Annotated in this window: 21 protein-coding genes and 5 tRNA genes; 20 read left to right on the forward strand and 6 right to left on the reverse strand. The window is 64.7% G+C overall.

Translation table 11 applies throughout. The features are described 5' to 3' along the window. Nucleotide 1: 1 nt before the first annotated feature. The 3 genes from ABFE16_11765 (at nucleotide 2) to ABFE16_11775 (ending at nucleotide 2383) form a co-directional block, all read left to right on the forward strand. Entirely contained in the window at nucleotides 2-127 is a 126-nt protein-coding gene (locus tag ABFE16_11765) for an IS4 family transposase (GenBank protein MEN6345970.1), read from the forward strand. 92 nt (nucleotides 128-219) lie between these two features. Next, nucleotides 220-966 (forward strand): RsmE family RNA methyltransferase, encoded by a 747-nt coding sequence (locus ABFE16_11770; GenBank protein MEN6345971.1) that lies wholly within the window; start codon nucleotides 220-222, stop codon nucleotides 964-966. A 70-nt stretch (nucleotides 967-1036) separates the two neighbouring features. Continuing rightward, nucleotides 1037-2383 carry a sugar ABC transporter substrate-binding protein gene (locus ABFE16_11775; protein ID MEN6345972.1) on the forward strand — a complete coding sequence of 449 codons (1347 nt, stop codon included), beginning with the start codon at nucleotides 1037-1039 and terminating at the stop codon, nucleotides 2381-2383. 103 nt (nucleotides 2384-2486) lie between these two features. Here the strand turns inward: ABFE16_11775 and dnaJ are convergent, their stop codons facing one another. Beyond that, nucleotides 2487-3623, reverse strand: coding sequence for a molecular chaperone DnaJ (dnaJ, locus tag ABFE16_11780; GenBank protein ID MEN6345973.1), 1137 nt, complete (start codon nucleotides 3621-3623; stop codon nucleotides 2487-2489). Between the two features lie 255 nt (nucleotides 3624-3878). Further along, nucleotides 3879-4265 carry a DNA-directed RNA polymerase subunit omega gene (rpoZ, locus tag ABFE16_11785; GenBank protein MEN6345974.1) on the reverse strand — a complete coding sequence of 129 codons (387 nt, stop codon included), beginning with the start codon at nucleotides 4263-4265 and terminating at the stop codon, nucleotides 3879-3881. Nucleotides 4266-4619: 354 nt separating this feature from the next. On the opposite strand from rpoZ, the gene ABFE16_11790 reads away from it, so the two are divergent. The 8 genes from ABFE16_11790 to murB all read left to right on the forward strand — a co-directional run bounded on the left by ABFE16_11790 (nucleotide 4620) and on the right by murB (nucleotide 8514). After that, a tRNA-Lys gene (locus ABFE16_11790) sits at nucleotides 4620-4695 on the forward strand. Between the two features lie 12 nt (nucleotides 4696-4707). After that, nucleotides 4708-4782: transfer RNA gene (locus tag ABFE16_11795), tRNA-Glu, on the forward strand. A 21-nt stretch (nucleotides 4783-4803) separates the two neighbouring features. After that, a tRNA-Val gene (locus tag ABFE16_11800) sits at nucleotides 4804-4880 on the forward strand. Between the two features lie 57 nt (nucleotides 4881-4937). Beyond that, a tRNA-Phe gene (locus ABFE16_11805) sits at nucleotides 4938-5013 on the forward strand. A 78-nt stretch (nucleotides 5014-5091) separates the two neighbouring features. After that, nucleotides 5092-5167, forward strand: a tRNA-Thr gene (locus ABFE16_11810). 246 nt (nucleotides 5168-5413) lie between these two features. Further along, nucleotides 5414-6298 carry a UTP--glucose-1-phosphate uridylyltransferase gene (locus tag ABFE16_11815; GenBank protein ID MEN6345975.1) on the forward strand — a complete coding sequence of 295 codons (885 nt, stop codon included), beginning with the start codon at nucleotides 5414-5416 and terminating at the stop codon, nucleotides 6296-6298. Nucleotides 6299-6384: 86 nt separating this feature from the next. Next, entirely contained in the window at nucleotides 6385-7482 is a 1098-nt protein-coding gene (locus tag ABFE16_11820) for a PRC-barrel domain-containing protein (GenBank protein ID MEN6345976.1), read from the forward strand. A 120-nt stretch (nucleotides 7483-7602) separates the two neighbouring features. Further along, complete coding sequence (gene murB / locus ABFE16_11825) at nucleotides 7603-8514, forward strand: UDP-N-acetylmuramate dehydrogenase (GenBank protein ID MEN6345977.1); 912 nt, start codon at nucleotides 7603-7605, stop codon at nucleotides 8512-8514. Between the two features lie 100 nt (nucleotides 8515-8614). Here murB and ABFE16_11830 read toward each other — a convergent pair whose 3' ends face one another. The 4 genes from ABFE16_11830 to ABFE16_11845 form a co-directional block, all read right to left on the reverse strand. Next, complete coding sequence (locus ABFE16_11830) at nucleotides 8615-9598, reverse strand: GNAT family N-acetyltransferase (protein ID MEN6345978.1); 984 nt, start codon at nucleotides 9596-9598, stop codon at nucleotides 8615-8617. Nucleotides 9599-9634: 36 nt separating this feature from the next. Continuing rightward, a complete protein-coding gene (locus ABFE16_11835; protein ID MEN6345979.1) occupies nucleotides 9635-11482 on the reverse strand; it encodes a hypothetical protein in 1848 nt (615 codons plus the stop codon). A 157-nt stretch (nucleotides 11483-11639) separates the two neighbouring features. Next, the gene (locus ABFE16_11840) at nucleotides 11640-14195 is read right to left on the reverse strand and encodes a heparinase II/III family protein (GenBank protein ID MEN6345980.1); all 2556 of its coding nucleotides are present in this window, start codon (nucleotides 14193-14195) and stop codon (nucleotides 11640-11642) included. Between the two features lie 12 nt (nucleotides 14196-14207). Further along, complete coding sequence (locus ABFE16_11845) at nucleotides 14208-14906, reverse strand: MtnX-like HAD-IB family phosphatase (protein ID MEN6345981.1); 699 nt, start codon at nucleotides 14904-14906, stop codon at nucleotides 14208-14210. A gap of 213 nt (nucleotides 14907-15119) precedes the next feature. Here ABFE16_11845 and ABFE16_11850 point away from each other — a divergent pair, with 213 nt between their 5' ends. The 9 genes from ABFE16_11850 to ABFE16_11890 all read left to right on the forward strand — a co-directional run bounded on the left by ABFE16_11850 (nucleotide 15120) and on the right by ABFE16_11890 (nucleotide 25540). Continuing rightward, nucleotides 15120-16310, forward strand: coding sequence for a GNAT family N-acetyltransferase (locus tag ABFE16_11850; GenBank protein ID MEN6345982.1), 1191 nt, complete (start codon nucleotides 15120-15122; stop codon nucleotides 16308-16310). Nucleotides 16311-16385: 75 nt separating this feature from the next. Then, entirely contained in the window at nucleotides 16386-17438 is a 1053-nt protein-coding gene (locus tag ABFE16_11855) for an SIS domain-containing protein (GenBank protein MEN6345983.1), read from the forward strand. A 142-nt stretch (nucleotides 17439-17580) separates the two neighbouring features. Then, nucleotides 17581-19053: an aldehyde dehydrogenase family protein gene (locus ABFE16_11860; GenBank protein MEN6345984.1), complete on the forward strand. Its 1473-nt coding sequence runs from the start codon at nucleotides 17581-17583 to the stop codon at nucleotides 19051-19053. A gap of 106 nt (nucleotides 19054-19159) precedes the next feature. Further along, on the forward strand, nucleotides 19160-19678 hold the full coding sequence (locus ABFE16_11865; protein ID MEN6345985.1) for a hypothetical protein: 519 nt from the start codon (nucleotides 19160-19162) through the stop codon (nucleotides 19676-19678). After that, nucleotides 19678-20622 (forward strand): metallophosphoesterase, encoded by a 945-nt coding sequence (locus ABFE16_11870; protein MEN6345986.1) that lies wholly within the window; start codon nucleotides 19678-19680, stop codon nucleotides 20620-20622. Before ABFE16_11865 ends, ABFE16_11870 begins: the two co-directional genes overlap by 1 nt. A 76-nt stretch (nucleotides 20623-20698) precedes the next feature. Further along, entirely contained in the window at nucleotides 20699-21655 is a 957-nt protein-coding gene (locus ABFE16_11875) for a hypothetical protein (GenBank protein ID MEN6345987.1), read from the forward strand. Nucleotides 21656-21797: 142 nt separating this feature from the next. Beyond that, nucleotides 21798-23705, forward strand: coding sequence for a PEGA domain-containing protein (locus ABFE16_11880; protein ID MEN6345988.1), 1908 nt, complete (start codon nucleotides 21798-21800; stop codon nucleotides 23703-23705). 156 nt (nucleotides 23706-23861) lie between these two features. Next, nucleotides 23862-24434 carry a hypothetical protein gene (locus tag ABFE16_11885; protein ID MEN6345989.1) on the forward strand — a complete coding sequence of 191 codons (573 nt, stop codon included), beginning with the start codon at nucleotides 23862-23864 and terminating at the stop codon, nucleotides 24432-24434. A 173-nt stretch (nucleotides 24435-24607) separates the two neighbouring features. Then, a complete protein-coding gene (locus ABFE16_11890; GenBank protein MEN6345990.1) occupies nucleotides 24608-25540 on the forward strand; it encodes a carbon-nitrogen hydrolase family protein in 933 nt (310 codons plus the stop codon). The last annotated feature ends 82 nt before the right edge of the window (nucleotides 25541-25622 follow it).

A 25622-nucleotide genomic window follows, 5' to 3' on the forward strand; every position in this document is an offset into this window, starting at 1 on the left:
TTTGGCTCGCAAGGGCGATGGCGAACCGGGAGCCAAGACGCTGTGGCGCGGGCTGAACCGCCTGCATGACATCGTCCTGGGCGCCCTCCTCTTCGCCCCCCATCTCCTAGATGTGGGTAATGTATAGACGCGTGGAGAGGGGGCTTGGGGGGTGAGGTGCCGGGGCGGCCTTCGGGCGACGAGAGTGGGTAAGTGCCAGGGCAGACAGGTAGGTATCTCATGACACGGGTGTTCATCGACCAGGAGCTGGCGCTGGACGGGTCTGTTATCATTACCGGCGAGGACGCGCACTACCTGCTGAGAGTGGTGCGTGTGCAGCCGGGCGAAGCCCTGACGGTCGTCGACGCGGTGGGTCGCGCCTATGAGGTGGTGGTGGCGGCGTGTACGCCGCAGCAGGTCGAGACGCGGGTCGTGGCTGCGCTGGAGACCAGCGCCGATCCGGCCCTGCAACTCAGCCTGTACGCCGCGATTCTGAAGGGCAAGCACTTCGACTGGGTCCTGCAGAAGGGCACTGAGCTTGGGGTGTCGCGGTTCGTGCCGATAGTAACGGAGCGGACCATCGCGCGGCCGCCGAAGGATCGGATCGAGGATCGGCTCGAGCGCTGGCGGAGGATCGTGTCCGAGGCCTGTCGGCAGTGCGGTCGCAGCCAACCGCCGGAGGTGACGGCTCCGCTCGACTGGTCTGCGGCAATCGCGGACTGGCGGGGTCGTGGTGAACCCGGTCTGCTGCCCTATGAAGCGCTGGCCGGGGAGGCGACCGCGGACCTGAAGCCGCTGCTTCGCGGTCTGAGCCATCCCGGCCGGGTCTCGGTGTTCGTTGGCCCAGAAGGAGGCTTTTCGCTGCGCGAAGTGGAAACTGCCCGCGTCGAAGGCCTGATCTGTGTGTCTTTGGGCCCGCGGATTCTGCGTGCCGAGACCGCTTCGATGTACACTGCTGCGGTTGTAATGTATGAGCTGACCAGATGAGCCCGGGAGGGCGAGGCGTCAGGGCCTCGCCCCGGGGAAGCTACTGAGGCCTTCGTTAAGGAGAGCAGAGATGCGAAAGCTGTCGTTGCCGGCCGTCCTTGCCGCTCTGGTTCTGGTGATCACCGGTTGCGTGGAGCGCGTTCCCTCCACACCTTCAGGCACGCCGCCAGGCGGTGCAGTGAATACCCCGACTCCTGGGAGCGTCGGGGGCAAGACCGAGCTGACCCTCTTCACCTGGACCGAAGTCGATGAGCTGAAGGTCAACCAGGAGCTCATCAAGGAGTTCGAGAAAGAGCATCCCGACATCACGGTCAAGATCGACAACATCTCCGGCAGCAAAGACGCCATGCAGAAGCTGGAGACGATGTTCGCCACCAAGACGGGACCGGATGTCATGTCGCTCCACGGTGCCTACTATATTGGCTTCGCCGATGCCGGCGCCCTGGCCGACCTGAACCAGTTCATCAAGGACGACCCGGACTTCCACCTGGAGGACATCCACCCGCGACTGGTGGAGCTGTGCAAGTACAAGGACGGGTTGTACTCGCTGCCCCGCTACACCTCGGTGTACTCGATCTTCTACAACAAGGGTCTCTTCGACGCCGAGGGTATCCCCTACCCGAAGGCCTCCTGGACCTGGGATGACTACCACCAGATCGCCAAGAAGCTGACCAAGGACCGCGATGGCGACGGCAAGCCCGACCAGTGGGGCTGCATCATCGACTTCTGGGGCGCACGCCTGTATCCGTGGCTGTGGTCGAACAACGCGGACCTGATGGATAAGGACCGCCAGAAGTGCGTGATCGACAGCGCCAACGCCAAGGAAGCACTGGGCTTTATGGCCAACCTGCGGATCAAAGAGAAGCTGGCGCCGGCGACCACCTCCACGGAGCGCAACGAGGCGCTGAACCAGTTTGCGCGGGGCAACGTGGGCATGTACATGACTGGGCCGTGGGACATCCAGACCCTGAACCGCGTGCCGAACCTGAAGTGGGATGTGGCTCCCTTCCCGAAGAAGAGGACACAGTCCACGATGCTGGGGACCGAGAACTACGCGGTGTATGCCCACAGCAAGCACCCCAAGGAGGCCTGGGAGCTGTTCAAGTTCCTCCTCAGCCCCAAGGCTCAGGCAATCATGGCCGAGAAGCTCGACAAGATGCCTTCGCGGCTGTCTGTGCTGAAGGGCGCCTATGCCAAGGGGAAGGCCTCGTACAACCGCCAGGTGTATGTGGATGCCGTGGAGTATGGCCTGCAACCGCCGAACTTCCCGGAGTACAGCCAGGTCGAGGGTATCCTGCAGGCCGAACTCGACCGGATCTGGATCGGGCAGGTCTCGGTTGATGAGGGCCTGACGTCAGTCGCCAAGAAGGTCAACAAGAAGCTGGAGGAGATCCGCGGCCACAAGGGCAGCGGGTAGCCGCCCAGATGACGCGAGCCGGAATCAGTAGGGCCCTCCCCTTCGGGAGGGCCCTCATTCGTATCCGCATATTGCCGAGACCAGGGCGCGCCCGACGGTGGGGCTACTGGCGTCCTGTGAAGGCGTCGCGCAGACGCTCGAAGAGGCCTTTGTCCTCGTCGGGCTGGAGGTCTTCACCGCGCTCGGCCGCAAACTGCATGAGTAGCTCGCGCTGCCGGTCCGTCAGGTCGGTCGGTGTGGTGACCCGGACATAGACGTGCAGATCGCCACGGTGAGTGGAGCCGCGTCGCGGCAGGCCACGGCCGGGAAGGGTGACCTGGGAACCTGTCTGGAGGCCGGCCCGGAGGTTGATCTCCACCGGCCCGTCGAGGCCGTCGATGGTCCTGGTATCCCCAAGGGCTGCCTGGGTGAAGGTGATGGGCAGCTCCATCTGCAGGTCATCACCGTGTCGAGCGAACCGCTTGTGCTGGCGGACGCGGACTCTGACATAGAGGTCGCCGACTCTGCCGCCACCAGGGGGAGCCTCGCCGAACCCCCGCAGGACGAGTTCCTCTCCGTCCTGGATGCCGGCCGGGACAGTAACCGTGAGGGTCTCCTGCCGTTGGACAACAGCCCGCCCCTTGCACTCTTCACAAGGGTGCTCGATGATCTCGCCCGTGCCGTGGCAGTCGGGGCAGTCGTGGATCGAGGAGATGGTGCCCAGGAAGGTGTTGTGGGCGGAGCGGACACGCCCTACGCCGCCACAGGTTGCGCAGCGAGTAGTTGAGGTTCCTGGTGCGGCACCGGTGCCGTCACAGGCTTCGCAAGTGGCCAGACGGGGATAGGTGATCTCCCGCTCTACACCCTTCAGAACGTCTTCGAGAGTGATCTGCAGGTCGTAGCGCAGGCTGCGGCCGACTTCGACGGTACGCCCGGCGCTCCGCCCGAACCCGAAGGGATCGCCGCCGAAGGCGCTGGCGAAGATGTCGAAGATGTCCATTGGGCTTCCGCCGAAGCCCATGTCGCCCTGACCCTCCGGGCCAAAGCGATCGTACTTCGCCCGCCGTTCAGGATCGGACAGCACCGCATAGGCTTCGCTGATCTGCTTGAAGATCTCCTCGGCCTCGGGATTGTCGCGGTTGACGTCCGGATGGTACTCGCGAGCCATCTTGCGGTAAGCGCGCTTGATGTCCGCATCGGAGGCGTCGCGCTCGACGCCCAGCAACTCATAGTAGTCTTGCTTCACGCCGCCATTGGTCATAGTGTGGAGCCTTCGGTACCCCTTCTCAGGCCGGGGCACCCCTCCGGATAGGAGCCTGAGGAGCGCCCGGCAACAACGCATCTACTAGCGACAGCCATGCCGACGAGATGCCACCGCCTGCAAGCAACGGTCCGGTTTGACACAGAGGACATCTGCAGAGGACACCGTCTGCGCTGCTTGCCCGGGTTCGGCTGGTATGCAGCGGGTGCCGAGGTACACCGGCCTTCGGCACCCAGCGATCAGACAGGGACTCGGTTACTCGTCTTCGTCGCCGTCTTCGTCCTCTTCGTCGCTTTCTTCCTCTTCCTCGACGTCGACGGCCTCGCCGGCAAGTACTGAGGCACGGGTCTGACGGGCCTCACGCGGGAAGAGGATCGGCTCCTCGGGTTCGCCGTCGCGGCCTGCGTAGTACTGGTCGCTGGTGGTGATCCCAAGCTCCTCGGGCCGGTCGACGGAGGCATGGATGACGACCTTGCCCTCGGCGATCTCGGCGAGGGCGATGGTCAGCGGGTTACGGGAGTTGACGGTGACCAGAGGTGGCGACCCGTCTTTGATCTGTTTGGCGCGCTGGGCGGCCGCGACGACAACAGCGAAGCGGCTGCCGACGCTGGAAACCAGTCTCTCGAGTGGGAATTCGTCCACGTATCTGCCTCCTAGGTGCGGCGGAGCTGAGGGCGCGAGCGTCAAGGCCGGCCACTGCGAACGGATTGGAGACCGGCAGTCGGGCAGGCAACGTTACACGTCCTCTTGCTGCCAAAGGCGTACGCGGGGCTTTGCCAGCAACAGGACGCGGAATCACCCACCGTGAGACTTATAGTATATTCATACCCGCCGGCGACGTCAACTGGAGGTCACGCGAGGAGAGCCAAAAGTGCGGTTGACAGGCCCAAGCAAGTTGTGTATAGTCATAATCCGTCCTGCGAGGGTGGCACGGCGGAGTATGCTGTGAGAGCCAGGTTGGGGTGGTCAGATGCCCTCGGGTCCTGCGGCACGCTCGAGCCGTTAGCTCAGTCGGTAGAGCATCGGACTTTTAATCCGAGGGTCGAAGGTTCGAGTCCTTCACGGCTCACCAAAAAAAACCAGGGGCCCCTTGGTCTAACGGTTAGGACACCGCTCTTTCAAGGCGGCGGCAGGGGTTCGACTCCCCTAGGGGCTACCACACTTCTTGACAGGTTACCTTGGGCGGGTAGCTCAGCTGGTCAGAGCGCGTGCCTTACAAGCACGAGGTCGCAGGTTCAAGCCCTGCTCCGCCCACCAGGTCTAGCATACAGGGGCATCTCTTCGGCCGGTCATAGCAATCCGGCGCCTACACGTGGCGAGGTAGCTCAGTTGGTAGAGCAACGGACTGAAAATCCGTGTGTCCTCAGTTCAATTCTGAGCCTCGCCACCAAAGTCTTCTACTGGGCAGCCGCCGATCTTCTCGGCGGCTGTCTCAGGAAAACCCGTCGTGGAATAGGGCGGGAGTGGGGCCAGCGTAGCTCAATTGGCAGAGCAGCGGAATCGTAATCCGCAGGTTATCAGTTCGACTCTGATCGCTGGCTCCAGACAAACAGGTACGTGGCGGCTCAGGAAGGCACTCAGGCCCTGCAAGGCGGGGATTGGGTCACACAGGGGTCGCCGTCTAGCGCACGCAGACGCCTGGTCGGACACCGGCGGCCCTCCTGGGCCGTGCAAGTGAGGGGCCGGGCGATTTCGTTATGGGGGTCAGCCGTTAAGGCTCCCTTCCCCCGGTCCGTGTAGTCGTCATACCCCGTGCCGTGAGGGAGTCAATCCCGAGGGAGTGAATCCCTGTGACCATCACCAAGGCCGTCATTCCTGCCGCGGGCCTGGGCACGCGACTGTACCCTGCGACGAAGTCCCAGCCCAAAGAGATGCTGCCACTCGGGACGCGCCCGACGATCCAGTTTGTCGCAGAGGAACTGGTCGGGGCGGGTCTGCACCAGCTTCTCATCGTCACCGGGCGTCAGAAGCGCGCGATCGAGGACCACTTTGACCCCGCCGATGGCCTGCACCCCGAGAACAAGTGCGAGCGCTGCGCTGAGATCTTCGACACCTCCAGGGTCCACTTCTTCTACATCCGCCAGTCGTCCCCACGTGGTCTGGGCGATGCCGTAGCCCACGCCGAGGATTTCACCTCCACGGATCACTTCGTGGTGGCGCTGGGCGACTGCGTCATCACCAGCCCCGGTCGCTCCGACCTGCTCAAGCGCATGGTCCAGACGCACTGTGAGATGGGAGCCGCAGCGACGATCGCCGTGCAGCGCGTCTCCCCGGAAGCGACCAAGAAGTACGGGATCGTGGCTCCGGTCGGACCTGTGGACGGGCCTTACGTGAAGCTGCAGGACCTCGTCGAGAAGCCCGGGCCGGACAAGGCCCCGAGCAACCTGGCGGTCTGCGCCCGGTACGTGTTCTCGCCGGCGGTGTTCGAGTACCTGCGGCAGACTGCGCCGGGACATGGTGGCGAGGTGCAGCTCACGGACGCGATTCGGGGGATGGTGGCTGCAGGTCTTCCGGTGTATGCAGTGCCGCTGGCGAAGGAAGAGGCGCGGCTCGACGTAGGCGATTTCCCGTCCTACGCGCGGGCCTTCATGGAGGTCATGCTCAGGCACCCGGAGTTCGGTCCGGGCCTGCGTGAGTTTGCCCACAAGCTTCTCGGGACACTTGAGACGAGCTGAGATTGCCGGCAGGTATGAGTGGTGGATGCGGAGAAAGGCAGGGGTGGTGGAGATTCTCGCGGTGAGACGAGGAAAGGACGAAGCCCATGCGTGACGTCGCCTCCATCATTGGACTGCGTGTGATCTCGTCGCAAGAGGGCCGAGACCTCGGCCCGGTCAGCCAGGTTGTGGTCGATCTGGCCGCAGGCGTCGTTGAAGGCCTGATCATCGGCAAAGGCGCGTCGGAGAAGGGTGTCGAGGCGCGCGACATCGACATTGTTGGCGTGGATGCAGTGATGGTGACCACCCACCGGGTGGCCAAGCCGCTGTCGGAGCTTCCCGTGCTGCTGCAGAAGCGCCGTGACCCCGAGGCGCCACCTCGTGAGGTCATCACGGACAGCGGGAAACGCGTCGGAGTGGTCGGCGCGGTCTTCATTGACGCCACGGGACGCAGGGTGACCCGCTACGAGATCTCCAGTGGCGCCTGGCGGGACCTGATCGAGGGAGTGCAGACGGTCTCCCCCATCCCCGGAACGGTGGATGGCAACGACAGCGTGGTCATCCCGGCCGCTGCCCTGGGCGAGACCGAGCTTGGTGGCGGGCTCAAGTCGCAGATCGCCAAGCTGGGCGGCATCGCCAGGACACAGGCACAGCAGGCGGCCCACAGCCTTGAAGAGGGCGCCGAAGCGGCCAAGCGCGGGGTTGCCAGCGTCGGCGAGAAGGCCTCGGGAGCTGCGACGAAGGTGAAAGAGACCATCGCCGAGCGCACCCACGCCCACGAGGAACAGAAGGCCGAAGCCCAACCTGCTGCGGAGGGTGAGGCTGCCCCGGAGGCCGAGAAGCACGGCGAAGGGATTGCCGAGGCCATGCGGAAGCGGCTGCAGCTTGGTGTGGCGGCGGTGAGCGAGAAAGCCTCAGAGGCCGCGGCTAAGGTGAAGGAAGTCAGAATCGGCAAGAAGGAAGCTGCGCCCGAGCAGGAGGCGGAGACCTCCGAGAAGGCCGAGGAGCCCGCTGCCGAGGCCAAGGAGGAGCAGGCTCCCGAAGCGGTACCTGCCCAGGAGAGCTGCTGCGCCGAGGCCAAGGAACAGCCCTGCGAAGAGCAGCCCTGTGGGGAGAAGCCGGCGGAAGAACTGCCCTGCGCTGAAGGTGCCGGCGAGGAAGACAAGCCCTGTTGCGAGTCGGAGGCCCAAGGCGACGCTCAGTGAGTGGGCGTACGAGGGCACACAGTGTGTACCACCAGTACCAGGAGAGCCAGTCTCCGAGCGTGCTCGCAGGCGGCCGTGCCGGATGCGTCTGCGGGTAGTGCTCGTGTCACGCCTATACATATGGATCTGATTGACGGACTAAAGCAGGTAGCCGACCTGGACGTCGATACACACGTCCCGATGTCGGAGCATACATCCTTCCGCATTGGTGGGCCGGCCGACGTTCTGGTGGTCCCCCACACTAGGGAAGCACTGGCGTCTGCGGTGCGGCTTCTCAAGGAGGCCGGGCAGAAGCCGATCGTGATCGGGAACGGCACCAATCTGTTGGTGTTGGATGGCGGCATCCGTGGGGTGGTCGTGAAGATCGCCAACGGCATGTCGCGGGTCACGGTCGAGGACGACCTGATCATCGCCGAGAGCGGCGTGCGCATGGCCTCGCTGTGCAGCACCTGTGCCCACCACGGGCTCGGCGGCCTGGAATGGGCTGCCGGGATTCCGGGGACCCTCGGCGGCGCACTGATGATGAATGCCGGCGCTCATGGCGGCGAGATCGGGCCCCTTACGGAGTGGGTCAAGACGGTCCTTCCCAGCGGAGAGTTCCGCACGCTCCAGCGCCAGGAGCTCACCTTCGGGTACCGCATGAGCTGCTTCCAGGGCTCGCCGGAGATCATCGTCCAGGCGGCCCTGAGGCTGGTGAAGGACGACCCGGCGGTCGTTCACGCGAAGCTGTGCGACATCATCGAGACGCGCTGCGAGAAGCAGCCGGTGGCCATGCCGAGCGCGGGATGCGTGTTCAAGCGCAGTCCGGGTGAGGGCGCCGGGCGGCTCGTGGACTGGGCCGGCTGCAAGGGGATGCGCGTCGGCGGAGCAGTCGTCTCGGAGAAGCATGCCAACTTCATCGTCAATGAAGGTTCGGCCACGGCCGCGGAGGTCCTGAAGCTCATCGAGGTCGTGCGGGCGAAGGTCAAGGAGAGGTTCGACGTGGACCTCAAGACCGAGATCTGCATCCTCGGCGAACCGGCGGAGGAGTAGCCCGTCAGGGCAGGATCGGCGACAGTAGACAGTTCCCTCAAGCAAAGCGGGCGGCCAGAGATGGCCGCCCGTATCGTTTTCCCAGGTTGCTGTCCAGCCTCTACCCCACCTTGCCAAACACCAGAACGTCCGTGGGCACGTGGTTCTCGTCCTCAATCTGCCCGCGGAAGCACCCTTCCTGCTCGAAACCCAGCGTTTGCAGGGCTGCGATCTTCGCCGTCGCCTGCGCGTCGCAGAAGGCCTGGACCTTGGCACCCGCCGGGATCGCCAGGCTGCCGGCCAACTCGGCGGCACGTTCGTGGAAGTTGGCATGGACCATGACGTCAAGGACGAGCGGCCGTCCGCGCCATGCGGGCTGCTTCGCCAGGAGTGCGTGCCCCAGGATCGCGCCATCGGGCCTCGACAGGACCCGGGTGCCAAGGATGCTGCCCTTCGCCAGCCCCTGACGCAGACCGAGGTACTCGCCCTCATAGGCAGCGTGGCCGAACTGCTGGAAGTAGAAGCTCTTGAGTTGCCATTGGCCGGTGACGGCGTAGAGTGCTTCGAGGAGCGGCCAGTCCTCCCAGCGAGTATCCCTGACGCTGGCCGGTCCGGGGGCGAAGTGGGTCTCGAGGAAGCCCGCGTCTGGCAGCCAGGTCATCTTGCCGCTGTTTCCCCGCCCGACGAAGCCGAAGCTCTCGTAGATGTGGTACGGCGGCGTGTCGTAGCCGGTGCTCAGATACATCGCGCGGCCGCTGCGGGCGGCAAAATCGTCGCACAGGCCGCGGAGGAGCGCGCTGGCGATCCCCTTGCGCCGGTGCTCGGGCGGCGTGAAGACGTGCTGCAGCACGCCGACCCCGAGGTGCTCAACGGTGGTGATGTTGCCGACGATCTCGCCGCTGTCGAGGACGCCGAGGAAGTCGTTCATCGTCAGGGCATCGAGGCCCTCGGAGTAGGCCTGGCGCATGGGCTCCAGCCAGGAGTCGCCCTTGTGGGACAGGAAGGGCAGGATGCGGTCGATCCAGTCCGGCTCAGGAGCCGTGGTCTTCACGACGGCCATCGACTCGCCCGACTTGAGGGTCACCTTCGCAAGGGTGGTCACCATGGTCGCTACCTCCGGGGGTCCAGTGGTCCAGGGAGCTTACTGTTTCGGGGTGCGCAGGCGGTACACCTTCACGTCTCCCGCGTCGATGAACAGGTAGCGAGCGAGCTTGCGTTCCTGCCCGGGGCCGGCGAGAGCCCGCTCGTAGGGACCCCACCAGAGGAGGTCGACGCGGTACTTGTCGGAGGGCTTTGCCGGGCTCGACTTGCGCAGCGCATGGCTCGCGGCAAGGGCTATACTCTCGGCCTCGCCGGGCATGCCGCCCTCAGCGAGGGTTTGATGGAAGAGCCAGTTCGGCAGGCCGCAGTCAGCGGCGGTGTCGCCGGTCTTGTCGGAAGGACCGCTCAACAAGCGCGAGATCGAGCGATCGGAGAGACCGTAGGCGGCGAAGGTGGCGGCAGTGCGGTCGAGGAGTTCGGCTGCCGTTGCCGGGGTGACGATGCAGTAAGGCAGGAATACGTTGCAGGCGGTGTAGACCGGCGCCAGCGCAAGGGCATCCGGATCGAGCGCCATGAGGACGCTATCCACCGGGGCACGCAGGGACAGCTCATGGAGCGCCGTCTGAGTGCACGCGGGAAGCGTATGTGCCGGGGCCATCCGCGCGGCATAGAGACGATGGTCCTGGGCCGTGTAGGCGAGGGTCAGAAGCGACAGGAGCCCGAAGGCCACGCAGGTCACCTGGTGCCCGCGACGTGCCATGACCAGCGGATCCTCCGCGCGCCACAAGCGACGGGTCACAGGCAGTACCCAGGCGCCGAGGAGCAGAACCGCTGCAACGGCGCTCCAGGGCTGCCAGCAGCGCCCCAGCCAGTGCCACTCCTGGGTGTTCATGCCCGCAACACGGGCTCCGAGGATGCAGGCAAAGGGCGCGAGCAGGAAAGCCAGGAGGGGGAGGAATTCGCGCCGGCGCTTCGGATACAGGGCCACCAGGAGGACCAGCAGGGCCAGGTCGTACTTCTGGTAGGCCCAGCGCACATGCCTTCCGCCCCAGCTCTGTCGAGCCATCATCTCTGCCTTGCCCGAGAACCCGTGAGGAGCGACGCTCTGGTACAGGACAGGCAGACCGATCACCAGGCCAAGGCCCAGGGCGGCCAAGAGAAAGGGAGCGCTGCGGCGGGAGTCCCGACGCAGGGCTGTGACGCCAACCAGCAGCAGCCCGCCGACCAGGGCGAAAGTCCAGTAGAAGGCGTAGCAGTAGATCGTGGCAGCGAAGACGACGCCGGTCCAGGCTGCGGTGCGCCAGCGAGGATGCTCGTAGAGAGTGAACAGCCCCAGAAGGGTGGCCGCCAGGGGGATGAAGGCCAACTGCGGGACGGTGAGTCGTGTGAACTCAACGGGGCGATCGCTGGAGAGCAGGTGCAGACGGTCGGCGAGAGTGGATAGTGAAGGGTGTGCGACCAGGGCAAAGGGCAGCGTTACCTGGTCATGCGCCAGCACGCAGACCAGGGCGGCGGCGATAGCGACCGCCTCATGTGCCCCGAGACGGCGGCAGACGGCATAGAGGAGCAAGACCGACAGAGGCGGCAAGAGGAAGTCGCACAGGATGAAGACGTTCGCCACACTGCGCTTGACCAGGAACCCCAGGAGACCGGCGATCAGGCTGTCCAGCCAGGCCTGCCCGAGGAAGGGCGTCCCGTTCTTGTGCTCCAGGCCGTCCGGATCGGCGCTGAAGAGGTGACCGTCGAGGACTTCACGCACGCGCGGTGCGTAGTAAGTGGTCTCGTCGAAGGTGAGGGCTGTCACGCCCCTGACGACCTGCGGGACGTAAGTCTTGCCCTGAGAGGCCAGCCGGGAGGCCATGAGCCAATGCGGCATCCCGCACACCAGTCCCGTCAGCAGGCAGGCAGCGGTGATGGGCAGCCAGTGCCACCGGCCGGGCCTGAGCACGGGAATCGACGCAGTATCCTCCCCCACTGCGGGGGCAAGGGTGGAAGGGCTGGCCTCTGACATGGTGGGTGGCTGTCACGCCCCTGGGAAGGAGGAGCCGGCCTGCGGTCCAGCTAAGTCCAGAGGAACGCGCAGGCCGGCCTCGGTTGCCTGAGTGTTAGGGCTCGACCTTCAGCACCGCAGAGACGGCGCCATCGGCGGCATAGCGCGTGACCTGCCAGTCGGCCCCCAGGTCCATGACGTCGCGGCGGCCATCGGCGAACTGGATCTCGGCCTTGAGGCCGTCACCCGGCAGGAGGTGGAACTGGCGCACGGGGCACTCCTGGCCCGGTCGCGTCGGATAGAGCAGATAGACGGTCTGCGTGACGCCGGTCGCCTTCCAGGTGAAGCGGGCAACGGGCATCGGGTGCTTGTTGCCGACGCCGTGGGTACCGATCCAACCCAGATAGTAGGGAGTCTCCTGGCCCTTGACGATGTCGGCCACAGCCGGCTGGCGTCCTGCGGTGAGGATATGCAAGTTCGCGCTGTCGCCGAGAGTCGAGGCCGTGGCGCCGGAGGCCTGAGCATCTGCGGTGCCCAGGTGGAAGTGCGACGCATACTGGTGCTCGGCGGCATCCGGTGGTGTGAGGGTGTCGACGACGACCCAGTACTCGGGCTTAACGAAGAGCACCTGACGGCGCTGCACGACCTTCAGCTCGTTCTTGGGGCCGAAGCCGTCATCGTACACGCCCTCGCAGTAGTCGAAGGCGGCGGTGGTGTGGAAGGGATTGGTCTGCGGCTCCGTGTTGACGTTGCTGGAGCGCACGTTCCGCCGGGCCTGCGTCAGACCGTCGACGGCAACGATGTTGTGAGCCCAGGGGCCGACGACATAGCTGCGCATGGCCGATCGCTCGTAGGCGTAGCTGCCCACGTCGACCAGCAGGTACTTGCCGTACGCCGAGAGGACCATTGCGAGCTTGTCCTCATGCTGGTGACCGAGTCCGAAGGGGCCGACGTCGAAGAGCATGTAGTTGTCATCACGGCCCCAGCCGGTGCGCATGACCGACCAACCTGCCCAGGGGAAGAAGTGGGACAGATGATCGGGCTGCCGGCCCTCTTTGCCGTCCGTGGCGATCCAGCGGAAGTCCTCGCGCTGCGGGAAGTACTCAAGCGCCTGGCGTAGCGTCCCCGGCACATTGACGTTCCAGGCATCGTTGAGATAGGGCAAGGTGCGGTCCGGCATCATGGCCCACATTCCATAGGCCCACATGCGCTCGAGCTTGGAGACGTAGTTCTCGGGGAGCGCGATGTCGTTGAACATGCAAATCCGGGCCAGATCGAGGAAGTTGCCCAGAGCAACGTAGTGGTAGCCGGTGGTTAGTTCCTTCTGTGCGCCATCGGGATAGACCTGGTTATCAAGCTCTGTGTAAAGCCGCTTGACGGCCTCCTCGCGCCAGGTCTGGGCCTGCTTGAACTCGGGGAAGAGCACCCCGACATGGCACATCCCGTTGGCTTCCATGGTTAGCCAGTTGCCGCCGGTCGGGTAGTTGTACAGGTACTGGGCCTGCTCGGCCATTGACTTGACCATCATCACAACGTCGTCGTCGGTGAAGGTCGGGGAGGACAGGAAGTAGTAGAAGGCCTGCGGCCAACTGCCCTGGAGGCGGATGCCGCACTCAATGGTGCGCCAACGGGAGCCGACGCTGTTGTTCACGCGCTCTGGCAGGAAGTTATCGTGGATCCAACTGCGCAGCTCCCAGACCCACTCCTGGGCGTACTTCTCATCGCCGGTGTTCCAGTAGGCTCGGCCGAGACCCGACCACCAACTGTGGCGTCCGAACTGCCAGGTCCACTCGGGGTTGAAGGGATTCGTCGGGTTGGCTTCCCAGTCGATTTTGTCCTCGAACTGCAGCGGGACGTCGCACACGTAGTAGAGGTGCTTCAGAGCCTGGTCGGCGCCCCGGGTATCGGGGTTGGCCGGACGCTTGTCGGGCTCGGGCTTGTCGCGCCAGTTGACATAGTAGCGGGGCGTCTCACGGACCTTGAGGTACTTGACGTAGGCAGCCTTGGCTCCCGCCAGGTCGCCGGCCTGGACGAGGGCCTTGGTGCGCTCGAGGCCGGGATAGTCGAGATTCAGGGATGCGAAGAACTCTGCATCGGTGGTCTTGGGTCCCACGGGCGGTGCCTCCCAGGAGAGCTTGAAATCGTCAAAGGTGACGCAAGTGTTGGGATCGGGAGTGTTGTCCCAGCCGGAGGCGGTGAAGTTCATCCCATCGATCTGGTCCCAGCCACGGGGCTCACGGGCGGCGTCGAAGTCACGCGGGATCGCGTAGCTGAACTGCTTCCAGCCGGTGAAGTCGACCACGATATCATGCATGTAGTAGTCGGAGCCCTCGGTCTTGGGGTTCTCTGAGGGGACGATCATCATGAACCGCGCCTTGGTGGCCTTTGGAGAGTACATCCAAAAGCTGAGGCGGTTGTAGGCCTTCCAGTCGGGCGTGATCCCGTTGAGGTTCAGGTAGACGCTCTTGCTGTGGTCCCAGCGAAGGGCGGCCTTGCCCTCCTTCACGTTCTGGGTGTCCAACTCGCCGCCGGAGCACTGGGAGAGTTCGTCACAGGAGCAGAGGCTGAGGGCAGGCGGCTGGGCCACGGCCGGGGTATTCCCCGTCAGACCTGCCCCGAGGAACAGGGCGAGACCGAACAGCCACCAACCTGAGGATAGAGAAGCGCGCATGGGCTGGTCCTCCTATCTGAGCACTTGCATGATGTCGCCAAAACTCTCGAAGGGAAAGAAGGGCATGCCCCTGCGGGCCGCATCCTCGGCGAGATGACTGCGGGCGAAGAGGACGTCGGCATACTTGGCCGGACACATGTCGGAGTGGCCATCTCCCACGTAGAGGACGCGGGAGAAGTGCGGGCGCAGCTCGAAGAGGTGATGCAGCTTGCAGTTGCCGCACTGAGCACAGACCGGTGTGCGGTGCGGAAAGCTGACGGTGACGCCGCGCTCGTCGATCGTACCATGGTTAACGAAGCGCGGGATGCAGTCGTACTGACGGTCGAGGACCCGCTCACCGTCGCAGGCGGTCAGACCCAACCGCGTCAACATGCGGTCGAGGTACAGATCGAGGCCGTCGCTAACCACGACGATATGGGCCCGGCGCTCCTTGAGGAAGGGGACGAAGTCGCGGAAGTCCTCGTGCAGGGGGAAGCTGTCCAGAAGGGCGTAGAGCTCCTCGGGCGGCAAGTCCACCATGGCCCACTGCCCGGCGAGGCACTGCATGGAGTCGATCTCGCCGCGCCGCCACACATGCTCCAGGTCCCAGGCCTTCTCCAGGTTGAGGGCATCGATCACGGCGATGCCGGTGTCGATGACGCTGATGGTACCGTCGAAATCGCAGAACACTAGATCGTTCTCGCCGAGGGGGCGTACTGCCTGGGGCCTCATACCGTCGGTCTCCATGGTTCCAAGACGAGCTACGGCGGGTGCCGTCGGAGCGCATTATAACCCATTTGACGAGGTCGTACAGAAGGGATACGGTCCGGCGAAGCGAAGTAGACCGCATCAGGGAGTACCGCTCCCGGCAGATTGGGGTGCTCAGGAGGATCCGGAACCGGGAGGTTAGTGCCTGGCATCTGAGACCTGACCTACGGAGGCATCATGGAAGGTCTGCGAGTAGTTGAGTACCAGCCCGAGCTGGCCGAAGACGCGCTCAAGATTCGCAACGCCATCTTCCCGCCCCTGACCCTGGAGCAGTGGCTCGAGACCACTACGATGACGGGGTCTCTGGCATACCTGGGAGACGAGGTCGTGGGCTGCATTCCCATGGACCAGCGGGACTTCCTCGCCGCGCCGGGCAAGCCAATCCGCGTCATCTTCGAGAACGCCGTCGGCACGAGAGAGGACATGCGCTCACGAGGCGTCGGCTCCGCCATGATCGAAGCGGCCCGTGAGTTCCTCAGCGACCGCATCGACGTGATGATGGTTTACCGCGGTGCAGAGCGGTCCGATGGGTACCGCTTCTATGTAAAAAGCGGCCATTATGATATGATTTACCTTCGTCGAGGAATGTGGGAGAGCCCCAGCGGAACCCGAGAGGGAGTTGCCCTCGGCAGCCTGGCGGAGATCGCCGCGGACGCAGCGGGAATCCACGAGGCCTTCGTCGGGAGCTTCGGGAACATCGCGGGATTTCCCCCTCGTTACCCCGGATATCAATACAAGAAGCTCGGGGGGCACATCTACCAGGTGCTGCCGCAGGAGACGCTGTACTGGCGAACTCCTGTCTCCGGTCCCCTGGAGGCTTACTGTATCGGTGGTGTGCGCACAGGTACGGCGCACTCCGACGGCACGATCACGATCCAGGAGATGGCCAGTCGGAGCGGCGGGGAGGCCATGCAGCGGGTTCTCTCGGCGGTCGGGGCGGAAGCTGCAGCACGCCAGGGTTCGGTGGCTCGAGTAACCAGCCAGGACGACCCCTTCCGGTCGTTGATGCGGAAGATGGGGTTCGTGGAGCCTGTGCGGCACACCATGATCATGGCGCAGGTGATCCGGCCGCAGGCGCTGTTTGAGAAGGTCTGCACCGACCTGAGCCTGGTGGCCGATCTGAAGATCAAGGTGTGGACGCCGACCCGGGACTATGTGCTGTACGAGGGTCCCGAGGCGCAGACAGAGATCACCGTCGAGGGCAAGGATGCCGAGATCTACCGGATGCTGGGCCGACGCCTCGACGTGCAGTCGGCGATTGAGCATGACGTGATCAGCGTCCAGAACGGTAGTGTGGACATCGCCCAGCGGCTGGGTTCTGCCCTGAGCTTCGCGCCCTGGGTCTACCACCATCTGGACTATATCTAGGGGTTGGGACCCTGCAGCAGCAAAGAGCAGCAACTACACGCAAGGCAATCCCTGAATCGCAAGGGGGACCGCAAGATGCCAAGAACGAGCTTCGGCCATCGAATGCGCCGAGAGATCATTGAGCAGCCGGCGGCCGTCACTGCCACTCTCGCCGCGGAGACCGACAACATCCGCGAATTTGCCGCGCGACTGCGGAAGGATAACGTCCAGCAGGTTCTCCTCGTAGCACGAGGAACCTCAGACAATGCGGCGATGTACGCACGGTACGCCTTTCCGATCATCGCCAACAAGCTTACGTCGGTGCTCGCAGCGTCCTTGCTGACGGTCTACGACGCGCAACTGGACATGAAGAACTGTCTGGTGATGGGGATCTCGCAGTCCGGCCAGTCGGTTGGGGTTGTGGAGTTCCTGGAGCATGCCCGGCACCATGGCGCGATCACCTGCGCACTCACGAACACCGCAGACTCACCGCTGGGTAAGGCTGCCGACGTGGTGCTGGCCACCCATGCCCGGGAAGAGAAGAGCGTCCCGGCCACCAAGACGTACACGACGGCGCTGGCAGTGATTCACCAGCTTGCCTCTCTGTGGGCCGGTGATGTAGAACGGGCCAAGCGCATCTATGACGTGCCCGGATGCATCGAGCAAGTCCTCAAGATGGAGGGGCAGATCCAGCAGCGGGCTGAGAGATACCGGTACATGCCGGGCTGTGCGGTAGTGGGCCGGGGCTTCAGCCTCTGCACCGCCCTCGAGGCGGCGCTCAAGATCGCCCAGTGCGCCTATGTGGTCCCTGCAGCGTATAGCGGGATCGACTTCCTCCACGGTCCGATCGCCAGTATAGAGCCCGGCTATCCGTGCATGGTCTTTGCTCCGGAGGGTAAGGCCCTCCAGTCGGTGAGCGAGCTTCTCGACGCTCTCGACGAACGTCAGGCGGAGACGATCGTGGTCTCGAACTCGGCCCCCCTCCTCGACCGGGGGACTGTCAGTTTCCGTGTGCCTGCCATCGACGAGGAGTTCGCGCCTCTGGTCTCGGTTGTCGTCGGACAGCTCTTCGCCCTGCATCTGGCCCTTCACAAGGGCATCAACCCAGACGAGCCGCGAGGCGTCGCCAAGATCACCTGGACCCTGTAGCTACCGACCGGCCGTCTGAGCCCCATCCTGACAGACCTGACCGGGGCGCATATGAGGGCAGACCCCTTGTGTGCTTCCGTGAGGGCTAGAGGGGCAGGCCGAGCAGTTCCACAGCGAATAAGCCGCAGGAGGCACAGATCCCATGGAACCGAAGCGCATTCTGATCGGTGGCGAGTGGGTGGAGGCCAAGTCGGGTGCTACCTACGAGAACCTCAATCCGGCCACGGGAGAGGTCATCTGCCACGTGGCCTCGGCGGGTGCTGAGGAGGTCGACCTTGCGGTAGCCACGGCACGTCGAGCCTTCGAGAAGCACTGGGCGCCCATGGACCCGACGGCTCGGGCGGCTCTGATGTACAAGCTGGCCGACCGCATCGACGAGCGTGCAGAGGAACTCGGCCGCATGGAGACCTGCGATATGGGCAAGCCCTACTCGCAGGCGGCCGGCGGCGATGTTCCCGGGGCAGCGGCCTTCTTCCGCTACTTCGCCGGACTGGCCGACAAGCTGGAAGGCGAGACGCTGATTACCCCGCCGAACACCTTCGGCTACACCCTTCGCGAACCCCAGGGAGTTGTGGCGGCGATCATGCCGTGGAACTTCCCGATCTGCATGTGCGGTATCAAGGGCGGCCCGGCCCTGGCGGCCGGCAACTGCATTATCTTCAAGCCCGCACCGGCCTCTCCGACGACGGCGCTGGAAGTCGGGAAGATGGCCCTGGAGGTCGGCTTCCCGCCGGGCGTTATCCAGGTGCTTCCAGACGGTGATGGCGCTGCCGGGGCAGCGCTCTCGAGGCATCCCGGAGTGGACAAGGTGAGCTTCACCGGCAGCACGAAGACGGGTCGCAAGGTGCTCGAGTCCTCTGCGCACAACCTGGCCAAGGTGACGCTGGAACTGGGCGGCAAGACAGCCAATATCGTCATGCCCGATGCGGACATGGACATGGCGCTTGCAGCGGCTGTGCGCACCATCTTTCTCAACTCCGGCCAGATCTGCACGGCAGGCAGCCGGCTCCTGCTGCACGAGAGCATCAAGGACGAGTTCCTGGAGAAGATGCTGGGCGTCGTTCGGTCGCTGAAGGTGGGCGATCCCTTTGCGCCGGATACCAAGCTGGGGCCGATCGTCTCGGCCCAGCAGTATGAGCGCGTCATGTCCTACATCGAGGCCGGCAAGTCCTGTGGGGCTTGCGTGCTGACCGGTGGCGGCCGACCCACAGAGGCCGCACTGGCTGCGGGCACCTATGTGATGCCGACGATCTTTGACAAGGTCACGATGGACATGCCCATCGCGCAAGAGGAGATCTTCGGCCCGGTGCTGGCGGTCCTGTCCTTCAAGGACGACGACGAGGCTGTGGCGATCGCCAATGCCACGGACTATGGACTGGCTGCGGCTCTGTGGACACGGGACGGGAGTCGTGCCCACAACCTCGCGCGGAGACTGCAGGCCGGGATCATCTGGATCAACTGCACGAACATTTTCGGGCCCTGGATGCCCTATGGAGGGTACAAGGTCAGCGGCCTTGGCTTCGAGTGCGGGATCGAGGGGCTCAAGGAGTTCACGCGGATCAAGACGGTGCTCATGGACACAAGCAACCGGCCCGAACGCTGGGCGCTGGACTAGGAGAGGCGGCACGCTTACGAACCAGGAGCACGACACGCAAGACGTGAGCGGGTCACCGGCGGCCACCGAGACGATCTCAGGTCCCTCGAAGTGGAGGGAGTTGTCGGTGGGGCTGCTGCTCATCGTGTTCGCTCACGCCTGCGACATCCTCAGCACCTACCTGCGCACGCCCGACCTGTCGAGGGAAGTCGGGCCGGGCTACCTGCTCCTGGTGTCCAGGGGTCTCGGCGGCTGGGGAGCGCTGCTGGGCATCAAGCTCTTCGGCGTGCTGCTCTCCGTGTCCCTGTTCATCTACTACATGAGGAACCGGCGGTACTTCTATCCGCCTGACGAGGGCATGATCTTCCACGATTTCCTGCACTACACGCATGGCAAGGAGGCACTACGGGGCCGAGACGGTCGATGGCTGGCTCCGTCGCCGAAGCTGCTGGCTGTGTGGATGGCCTTCACTGTGGCCATTGGCACTGCTGCCTATGCCTACTTCCTGGCGTGGCACAATATCATGGCGACACCACTTCTGGCCCGTATGGCCGACAGCCTGGCGCCTGCGGCGATCTTCATGGTGTCGGCGGTGGTGTTCTGGCAGACGCTCTATCACGACTACCGGCGCGGAGGGGTCCGCTGATGCACAGGCGACGCTTCCTGGCGCTGCTTGGCGGCGGAGTGGCCAGCCTTGCCGCCGCTGGAGTGTGCTGTGGCGAAGGGCAGGATACCTGGGACCTGCGCCTGACCTGTTGGCGGGTGCCGGTACCGCGTCTCCCCCACTCCCTTGATGGGGTGCGTGTCGCACACCTGTCGGATTTCCATGTCGGGGACGACGTGCCGGCGAGCTTCGTGATCCAGGCTCTGGAGATGGCTCAGGCGGCTAAGCCGGACCTGATCGCTCTGACCGGCGACTTCGTCTCGTACAACTGGAAGAACCTGGAGCATGTGCAACCGGCTCTGTCGCGACTCCATGCCCCTCTGGGCGTCTATGCGTGCCTGGGCAACCACGACGATTTCTGCGATCGTGCCAAGTACATCACCGATGGCCTGGAGGACTGCGGCATCGAGGTACTGACCAACACCTCCAGGCGGCTGGCGGGGCACAAGGACGCCTGGGTGGTCGGCGTCGATGACCCGTGCACGGAGCGCCATGATTTCGACCGGGCGCTGAAGGGCGTGCCGCACGAGGATTTCCGGCTGCTACTGGCTCACTCGCCGGAGATTGCCGACGCAGCGGCACAGTTGTCGATCGACCTGGTGCTCGCAGGCCATACTCACGGCGGCCAGGTGAATCTGCCGCTGGTGGGCCCACCGGTCGTGCCGACCAAGTACGGTCCGCGCTATGCCTGGGGCCTCTTCGACTGTCACGGCACGCGGATGGTGGTGAGCCGTGGCGTCGGCGTGGTCGAGCCCGTGATTCGGTTCCGCTGTCCCCCTGAGGTCGGGCTGTTGACGCTCTGCCGCGGCGACTGGGCGCTCCCCGCAGGCCAGTGGGGAGTGGACGGTCGGGCTCTGGGTCGGAAGTTGCGTGGGTCGCTCACGGGCCTGCGCAGTCTTCTGAGCGGCGTTCATTCGGGGATCTAGGGGCCTGGCCCAGGCCCTGGTCTCGCTAGACGGTGACGCGGTGCGTATATGGTGTTGGAAGGGAGCGCTGACTGCCATGGCTCGCTCGGTTCAGTCGCAAGAGGAAGGCCGGACCGACATGGCACTGGTCGTTCCGGCGGTCATCGGGGCAGTCACCCTACTGGTTACGGTCCGATACCTCACGGCGCTGGCCGGCCCCTACGTTCTGCCGGCCGCCAGGCTGACGCGTTTTGCGACGGGCATCTGGGCGAGTCATGCACTGGTCTTCCTGACCATGGGGTACGTGGGTGGTTCCTTCGGCCGTTGGCGTGGTGGCCTGGCGGCGGCCGTGGTGACCTTGGTCTTCGGGCTCGCCGCCGGGTTGTTCTACACCCAGGCGCACCTGCTTCCGATGGGCGGCGCAACGCTGGGCGGCATGGCAGCGCTGGCCCTGGTGGCCGGACTCGCAGGCGTCGGTCTGGGTACGCTGCTGCCGGGCACGGGTTTCCATGCGACCGGTGTCCTGCTGCTTGCAGGAGCCGGGATGTGTGTCGGCGCCTTTCTGAACACCGGCGTGGTCTCGGGGAAGGCGACGCGGACCATCAGCCAGATCACGGCGGGGATGATGACCGGGCAGAAGGAAGTCCCGGTGCCGGGGATCCCGGTGCTGCTGTGCGCCGCGGACGGCAAGACCCGACTCTACGAGAGCAAGACCGACGAGAACGGCACCTACGTTTTCAACGGGCCGCGTCCGGGTACGTATGTTCTGTTTGCCAAGGACACGGAGCCAGACCGCGGCAGTGGGCAGTGGGTCCGTCAGCAAGTGACCGCACATTCGCACATGAGCGGCCAGGGCATCGGAGTTGCGAACATCGCACTGCCGGGCTTCCGGGAGACCACGGTGAGCCCCTTCCTTGAGGCCCCGGCGCCGAGCGGCTCAGGCGCAGCACCGACCCCGAGTACACCGTCGCCCTCGCAGGGCGCAGGCTCAACCGGTGGCGGAACCCAGGGTCAGATGGAGCGGCTGCTCAAGGATGCGACCGGCGGCCGATAGCGGGTCTGCGAGTAGAAGGGACGGACCGCCGACCGGCGCCGCTGAGACATGGAGGGAGCGGCGGTTGACGGGAAGGTATGCTAGGAAAGCGGTGAAGGTGTTGGCTCTATCAGGAATCGGCAATCCAGGAAGGTGCGGGCTGGTGGGCCTGCTCCTGCTAGCGGTCCTGGTCTCGGCGTCGGCTCAGGAGGCCCCACGACCAGGCCTGGATGCGCCACAGTTGCGCGTTGCCGTGGCCCCCTTCCGGGCGATCGGTGCAGATGCGGCCCTGGCACAGCAGATCACGAACAGCCTCCGGGCAGCCCTCGCCGGTCATGCGCAACTCCAGATTGTGAGCGGCGCGGAAGTGGACCGGGCAGTGGCGGCTGCTGAGGCCGACTTGCTGGCGCTGAAGCCGGGAGTGGCGCGGGCCCTTGGTGACAAGCTCGGCGTCGACGCAGTGGTCTATGGTCGGCTTGTGGGCGACGTCGGCAGCCTCGTGGACGACCCCTTGCCCACGAGCGGGATCTTTGCACAGCTTCACGTGGTAGAGACTCTCACCCTTGAGGGCCAGGTGCTCCCCGGTGGGGCCCTGCCTCTGGCCGCCGGTACAGACCCGACTGCGGACCTCTTCACGGCGACGCTGGAGCTTCTGCCGGCGCTTGGACGCGTGCTGTCGGTGATTGAGAGCCCCGAGGGATCAACGATTCAGCTCTTCCCGCTTGGCGGGAGAGTACTGGCGCCGAACACCGAGTATGGTGTATATGATGCGGTGATCTACCATGCCGGTGGCGATGCGACCGCTCGCAGCCAGGCACTGGCTCGACAAGACCTCCGACCGGGGCCGCTGAAGGGTCGGCTTCGCACGGCAGCGGCGTCGGATGACCACGCGATCGCCGCAACCGTCGTTACGCCGGGGCTGCGAGTGAACGCCGGGCAGCTTGTCGGACTTCCCCCACTCCCCGGCTCAAAGCAGCAGGGGCTGAGTCTGCCGGGCATGATCGTGGACTGCGAGTCGGGCGAGGCAGTGGTGCTCGTGGCGGGCAAGGTGGCAGGGCTGACTCCGGTGTCGCTGACGCTTGCGCCGGGCGTGAAGAGCACCGTGCAGGTGCTGCGGAAGGACTGCCAGCCGGCCGGCGTCGAGGTGACGGCGGCTGCGACAGACGCAATCGCGGTAAGCCTGGCAGTGAAGGAGCTTGCGCCCTCTGGGTCTCTGCAGGTGGCGACAGCACCGGCCGGTGCAAGCGCAACGCTAGACGGGAACCCGATCGGCACCACCCCGCTTAAGCTAGAGGAGATCACGGCCGGCGATCACCGCCTCATACTGAGCCTCGAGGGCTACAAGCCTCTGCAGCAGGCGGTGACGGTGCGTCGCCAGAAGCCGACCGCGCTCAACCTGAGCTTCCAGAAGGACCTCAAGCGCGTGCTGATCGCCTCCGATCCAGCAGGTGCCAGGGTGTCTGTCGACGGACAGGAAGTCGGGGTGAGCCCGGTGGAGCTTCAGGAGGTTCAAGCGGGTGTCCACGAGCTGCAACTGCTGCTTTCCGGCTACTCGGTGGAGAAGCAGGAGCTGCGCGTGACCCCAGAGCAGGACGCACAGACCTTCCGGTTCAGGTTGCGTCAGTTGGCAGGGAACCTGCGCGTCGAGACCACTCCGCCGGGGGCAGTGGTGACACTGGATGGGGTCGAAAAGGGCAAGAGTCCGCTGGCCCTGACCGGACTTGGGATCGGTCAGCATCAGCTCAACCTCGCCCTGGATGGGTTCCTGCCTGTTGCCAAGACGGTGGAAGTGTCCGACCAGCAGACCACTGCGGTTCAGGAGGCGCTGAGCCGGGCTGAAGGCAAGATCGTGTGCTTGAGCGTGCCGGCCGGAGCGAGGGTTCTGCTGGATGGTCGCGACGTCGGGGTAACGCCCTTGACCCTCGAGGACGTGCCGGTGGGTAAGCGCTTGATCTCCCTGACGCTGGAGGGGTACCTGCCGTGGTCGGCTCGGGTGCCGGTAATCCACGGCCAGGCCACCAAAGTCGAAGTGGGCCTGCTGCGGGGCACGCAGGCGGGTCCGAACCAGTAGCCAGGATCGTGACCGGGCTTGAGCCCGGCAAAGAACCGCGCCGCTTCGCGAGTGTCGCGCAATACGCGTGAGCGAGATTGGCCCTGGGTGCGGTGCCCAGGAGTTCAGGGCCTGGGACAGATCGCACTTAAGCAGGGTTGCGGGAGGCGTTCGTGCGTGGTAGAATCGATTTCGTCTACCGATATGCCGACTTTGGAGGACGGTTCCTTGCCGGAGCAGTCCGAGTACGGAATTGAGTGGCTCCAGAAGGAGCTCGACAAGATCCTCTCCACATACCAATCGCCGCTCGAGCGGCGCAAAGGGTATGGGAACCTTCGCCATGAGTACTCCACATGGAAGCGCGAAGGCGACGAAACCACCAACATCGCGATCATCTATGAGACGCCGGGCGGCTCGACGACCCAGCTGAACATCTCCTACAACAACAAGGATGGGATCTTCACCTACCTGGACTCGTCCCTCGGCGGCAGCGTCGAGACCCGCGACGGACGCGAGGCCCTCAAAGTCATCCACGACCACGTCTTGCAGATCCCCGAGAAACGCCAAGAAGCACTTAACCACCAGGTCGACACCTGGATGGGAGAGGGCAAGTCCAACACCGAGGTCTTCGCGGCACTCAACAAGCTGCTGCAGAACGAGTTCCTCGGCGGCCAAGTCACGGCCATCGAGCTGAAGATGGCCGTGCAGCACGCGATCAAGTGCAAGACACGTCCGGCGCCTCAAGGGTAACTTCGCCTCCCCTTCCCCAGCCTAGGCAGGAATCGGAGACCTCTGCGCGGAAGTGCGTGTGCCGAAGTGTGCAGGTTCCCAGGGAACTGCGTCGGCATGCAGCCTATCCTCGTGTCCGGAAGGGTCGGGGCCGGTCAGGGCCAGACCGCCTTCCACGCTGAGAGGTGCTCTCGATGGCGAAGTTGATTCGTGTCTCGACGATTGCGTGGTCCGGTGGCTCGGCGGGCCTCAAGTCGCTTGAGGAGGTCCACGCCCGGCTGAGTGAGCTGCTGGAGGAAGCCGCTCGCGCCAAGCCGGACCTGGTCGCACTCACCGAGTTCTGCAACGTGTACAACGGCACAGACTCCTCTGAGCAGGCGCAGCCGGTCCCCGGTCCCACCACTGAGCTCTGTGGCGAGATCGCGCGCAAGCACAACATGTACATCGTCTGCAACCTCCCCGCGCTGATCGACGGCAAGATGCGCAATGCTTCCGTGTTCCTGGGGCGTGACGGGCAGGTCGTCGGTCAGTACTACAAGTACCAGCCAACCATCGGGGAAATGGACAAGGGGACCGTGCCGGGCGAGGACGCGTACGTCTTTGACCTGGACTTCGGCCCCACCGGTGCGGCCATCTGCTTCGACCTGAAGTTCATCGAGGTCGGCCAGAGCTTGGCCGCCAAGCGGTGCCGCCTCTGTGTGTTCTCCTCCATGTTCATCGGCGGCGACCGGCTGTCGCACTGGGCACGGGACTTCGGGATGTACATGGTCTCGTCGGTCCCCGCGCGCAGCTACATCGTCGACATGGGTGGTCGTGTGCTGGCAGAGACCGGGTACGAGATCAACCAGGTGCGGGCCGGGTTCCTCCCCCCCATCGCAACGGCCCAGATCAACATGGACCGGATGCTCTTCCACCTCGACACCAACCAGAACAAGTTCGCCGACATGATCAGAAAGTACGGGCCGGGCGTGGAGATCGAGGTCCACTACCCGGAGGCACACTTCACGCTGGCCAGCAAGATGGAGGGCGTTACCGTTGAGGACCTGATCCAGGAGTTCGAGCTGGAGCCGTGGCTCGACTACCTCGACCGGGCACGAGGCGTGCGTCGCAGCAGGCTTGCAGGCTAGCCCGAGCAGGACGTCTCGGGTCTGCGGAGCCAACTGACGGGTATCATTCCACAGGGCCGTGGCAGGCGCCTCAGGGCGAGCT

Source organism: Armatimonadia bacterium, from assembly GCA_039679385.1.
Lineage (GTDB): Bacteria > Armatimonadota > Zipacnadia > Zipacnadales > JABUFB01 > JAJFTQ01.

Excerpts from the sequence above, each read along its gene's own strand:
- ABFE16_11850 (MEN6345982.1), top strand. The coding sequence starts at position 15,120 with ATGGAAGGTCTGCGAGTAGTTGAGTACCAGCCCGAGCTGGCCGAAGAC.
- ABFE16_11860 (MEN6345984.1), top strand. The coding sequence starts at position 17,581 with ATGGAACCGAAGCGCATTCTGATCGGTGGCGAGTGGGTGGAGGCCAAG.
- ABFE16_11820 (MEN6345976.1), top strand. The coding sequence starts at position 6,385 with ATGCGTGACGTCGCCTCCATCATTGGACTGCGTGTGATCTCGTCGCAA.
- ABFE16_11845 (MEN6345981.1), bottom strand. The coding sequence starts at position 14,906 with ATGAGGCCCCAGGCAGTACGCCCCCTCGGCGAGAACGATCTAGTGTTC.
- ABFE16_11875 (MEN6345987.1), top strand. The coding sequence starts at position 20,699 with ATGGCTCGCTCGGTTCAGTCGCAAGAGGAAGGCCGGACCGACATGGCA.
- ABFE16_11840 (MEN6345980.1), bottom strand. The coding sequence starts at position 14,195 with ATGCGCGCTTCTCTATCCTCAGGTTGGTGGCTGTTCGGTCTCGCCCTG.
- ABFE16_11775 (MEN6345972.1), top strand. The coding sequence starts at position 1,037 with ATGCGAAAGCTGTCGTTGCCGGCCGTCCTTGCCGCTCTGGTTCTGGTG.
- murB (MEN6345977.1), top strand. The coding sequence starts at position 7,603 with ATGGATCTGATTGACGGACTAAAGCAGGTAGCCGACCTGGACGTCGAT.
- ABFE16_11870 (MEN6345986.1), top strand. The coding sequence starts at position 19,678 with ATGCACAGGCGACGCTTCCTGGCGCTGCTTGGCGGCGGAGTGGCCAGC.
- dnaJ (MEN6345973.1), bottom strand. The coding sequence starts at position 3,623 with ATGACCAATGGCGGCGTGAAGCAAGACTACTATGAGTTGCTGGGCGTC.
- ABFE16_11890 (MEN6345990.1), top strand. The coding sequence starts at position 24,608 with ATGGCGAAGTTGATTCGTGTCTCGACGATTGCGTGGTCCGGTGGCTCG.
- ABFE16_11770 (MEN6345971.1), top strand. The coding sequence starts at position 220 with ATGACACGGGTGTTCATCGACCAGGAGCTGGCGCTGGACGGGTCTGTT.
- ABFE16_11830 (MEN6345978.1), bottom strand. The coding sequence starts at position 9,598 with ATGGTGACCACCCTTGCGAAGGTGACCCTCAAGTCGGGCGAGTCGATG.
- ABFE16_11855 (MEN6345983.1), top strand. The coding sequence starts at position 16,386 with ATGCCAAGAACGAGCTTCGGCCATCGAATGCGCCGAGAGATCATTGAG.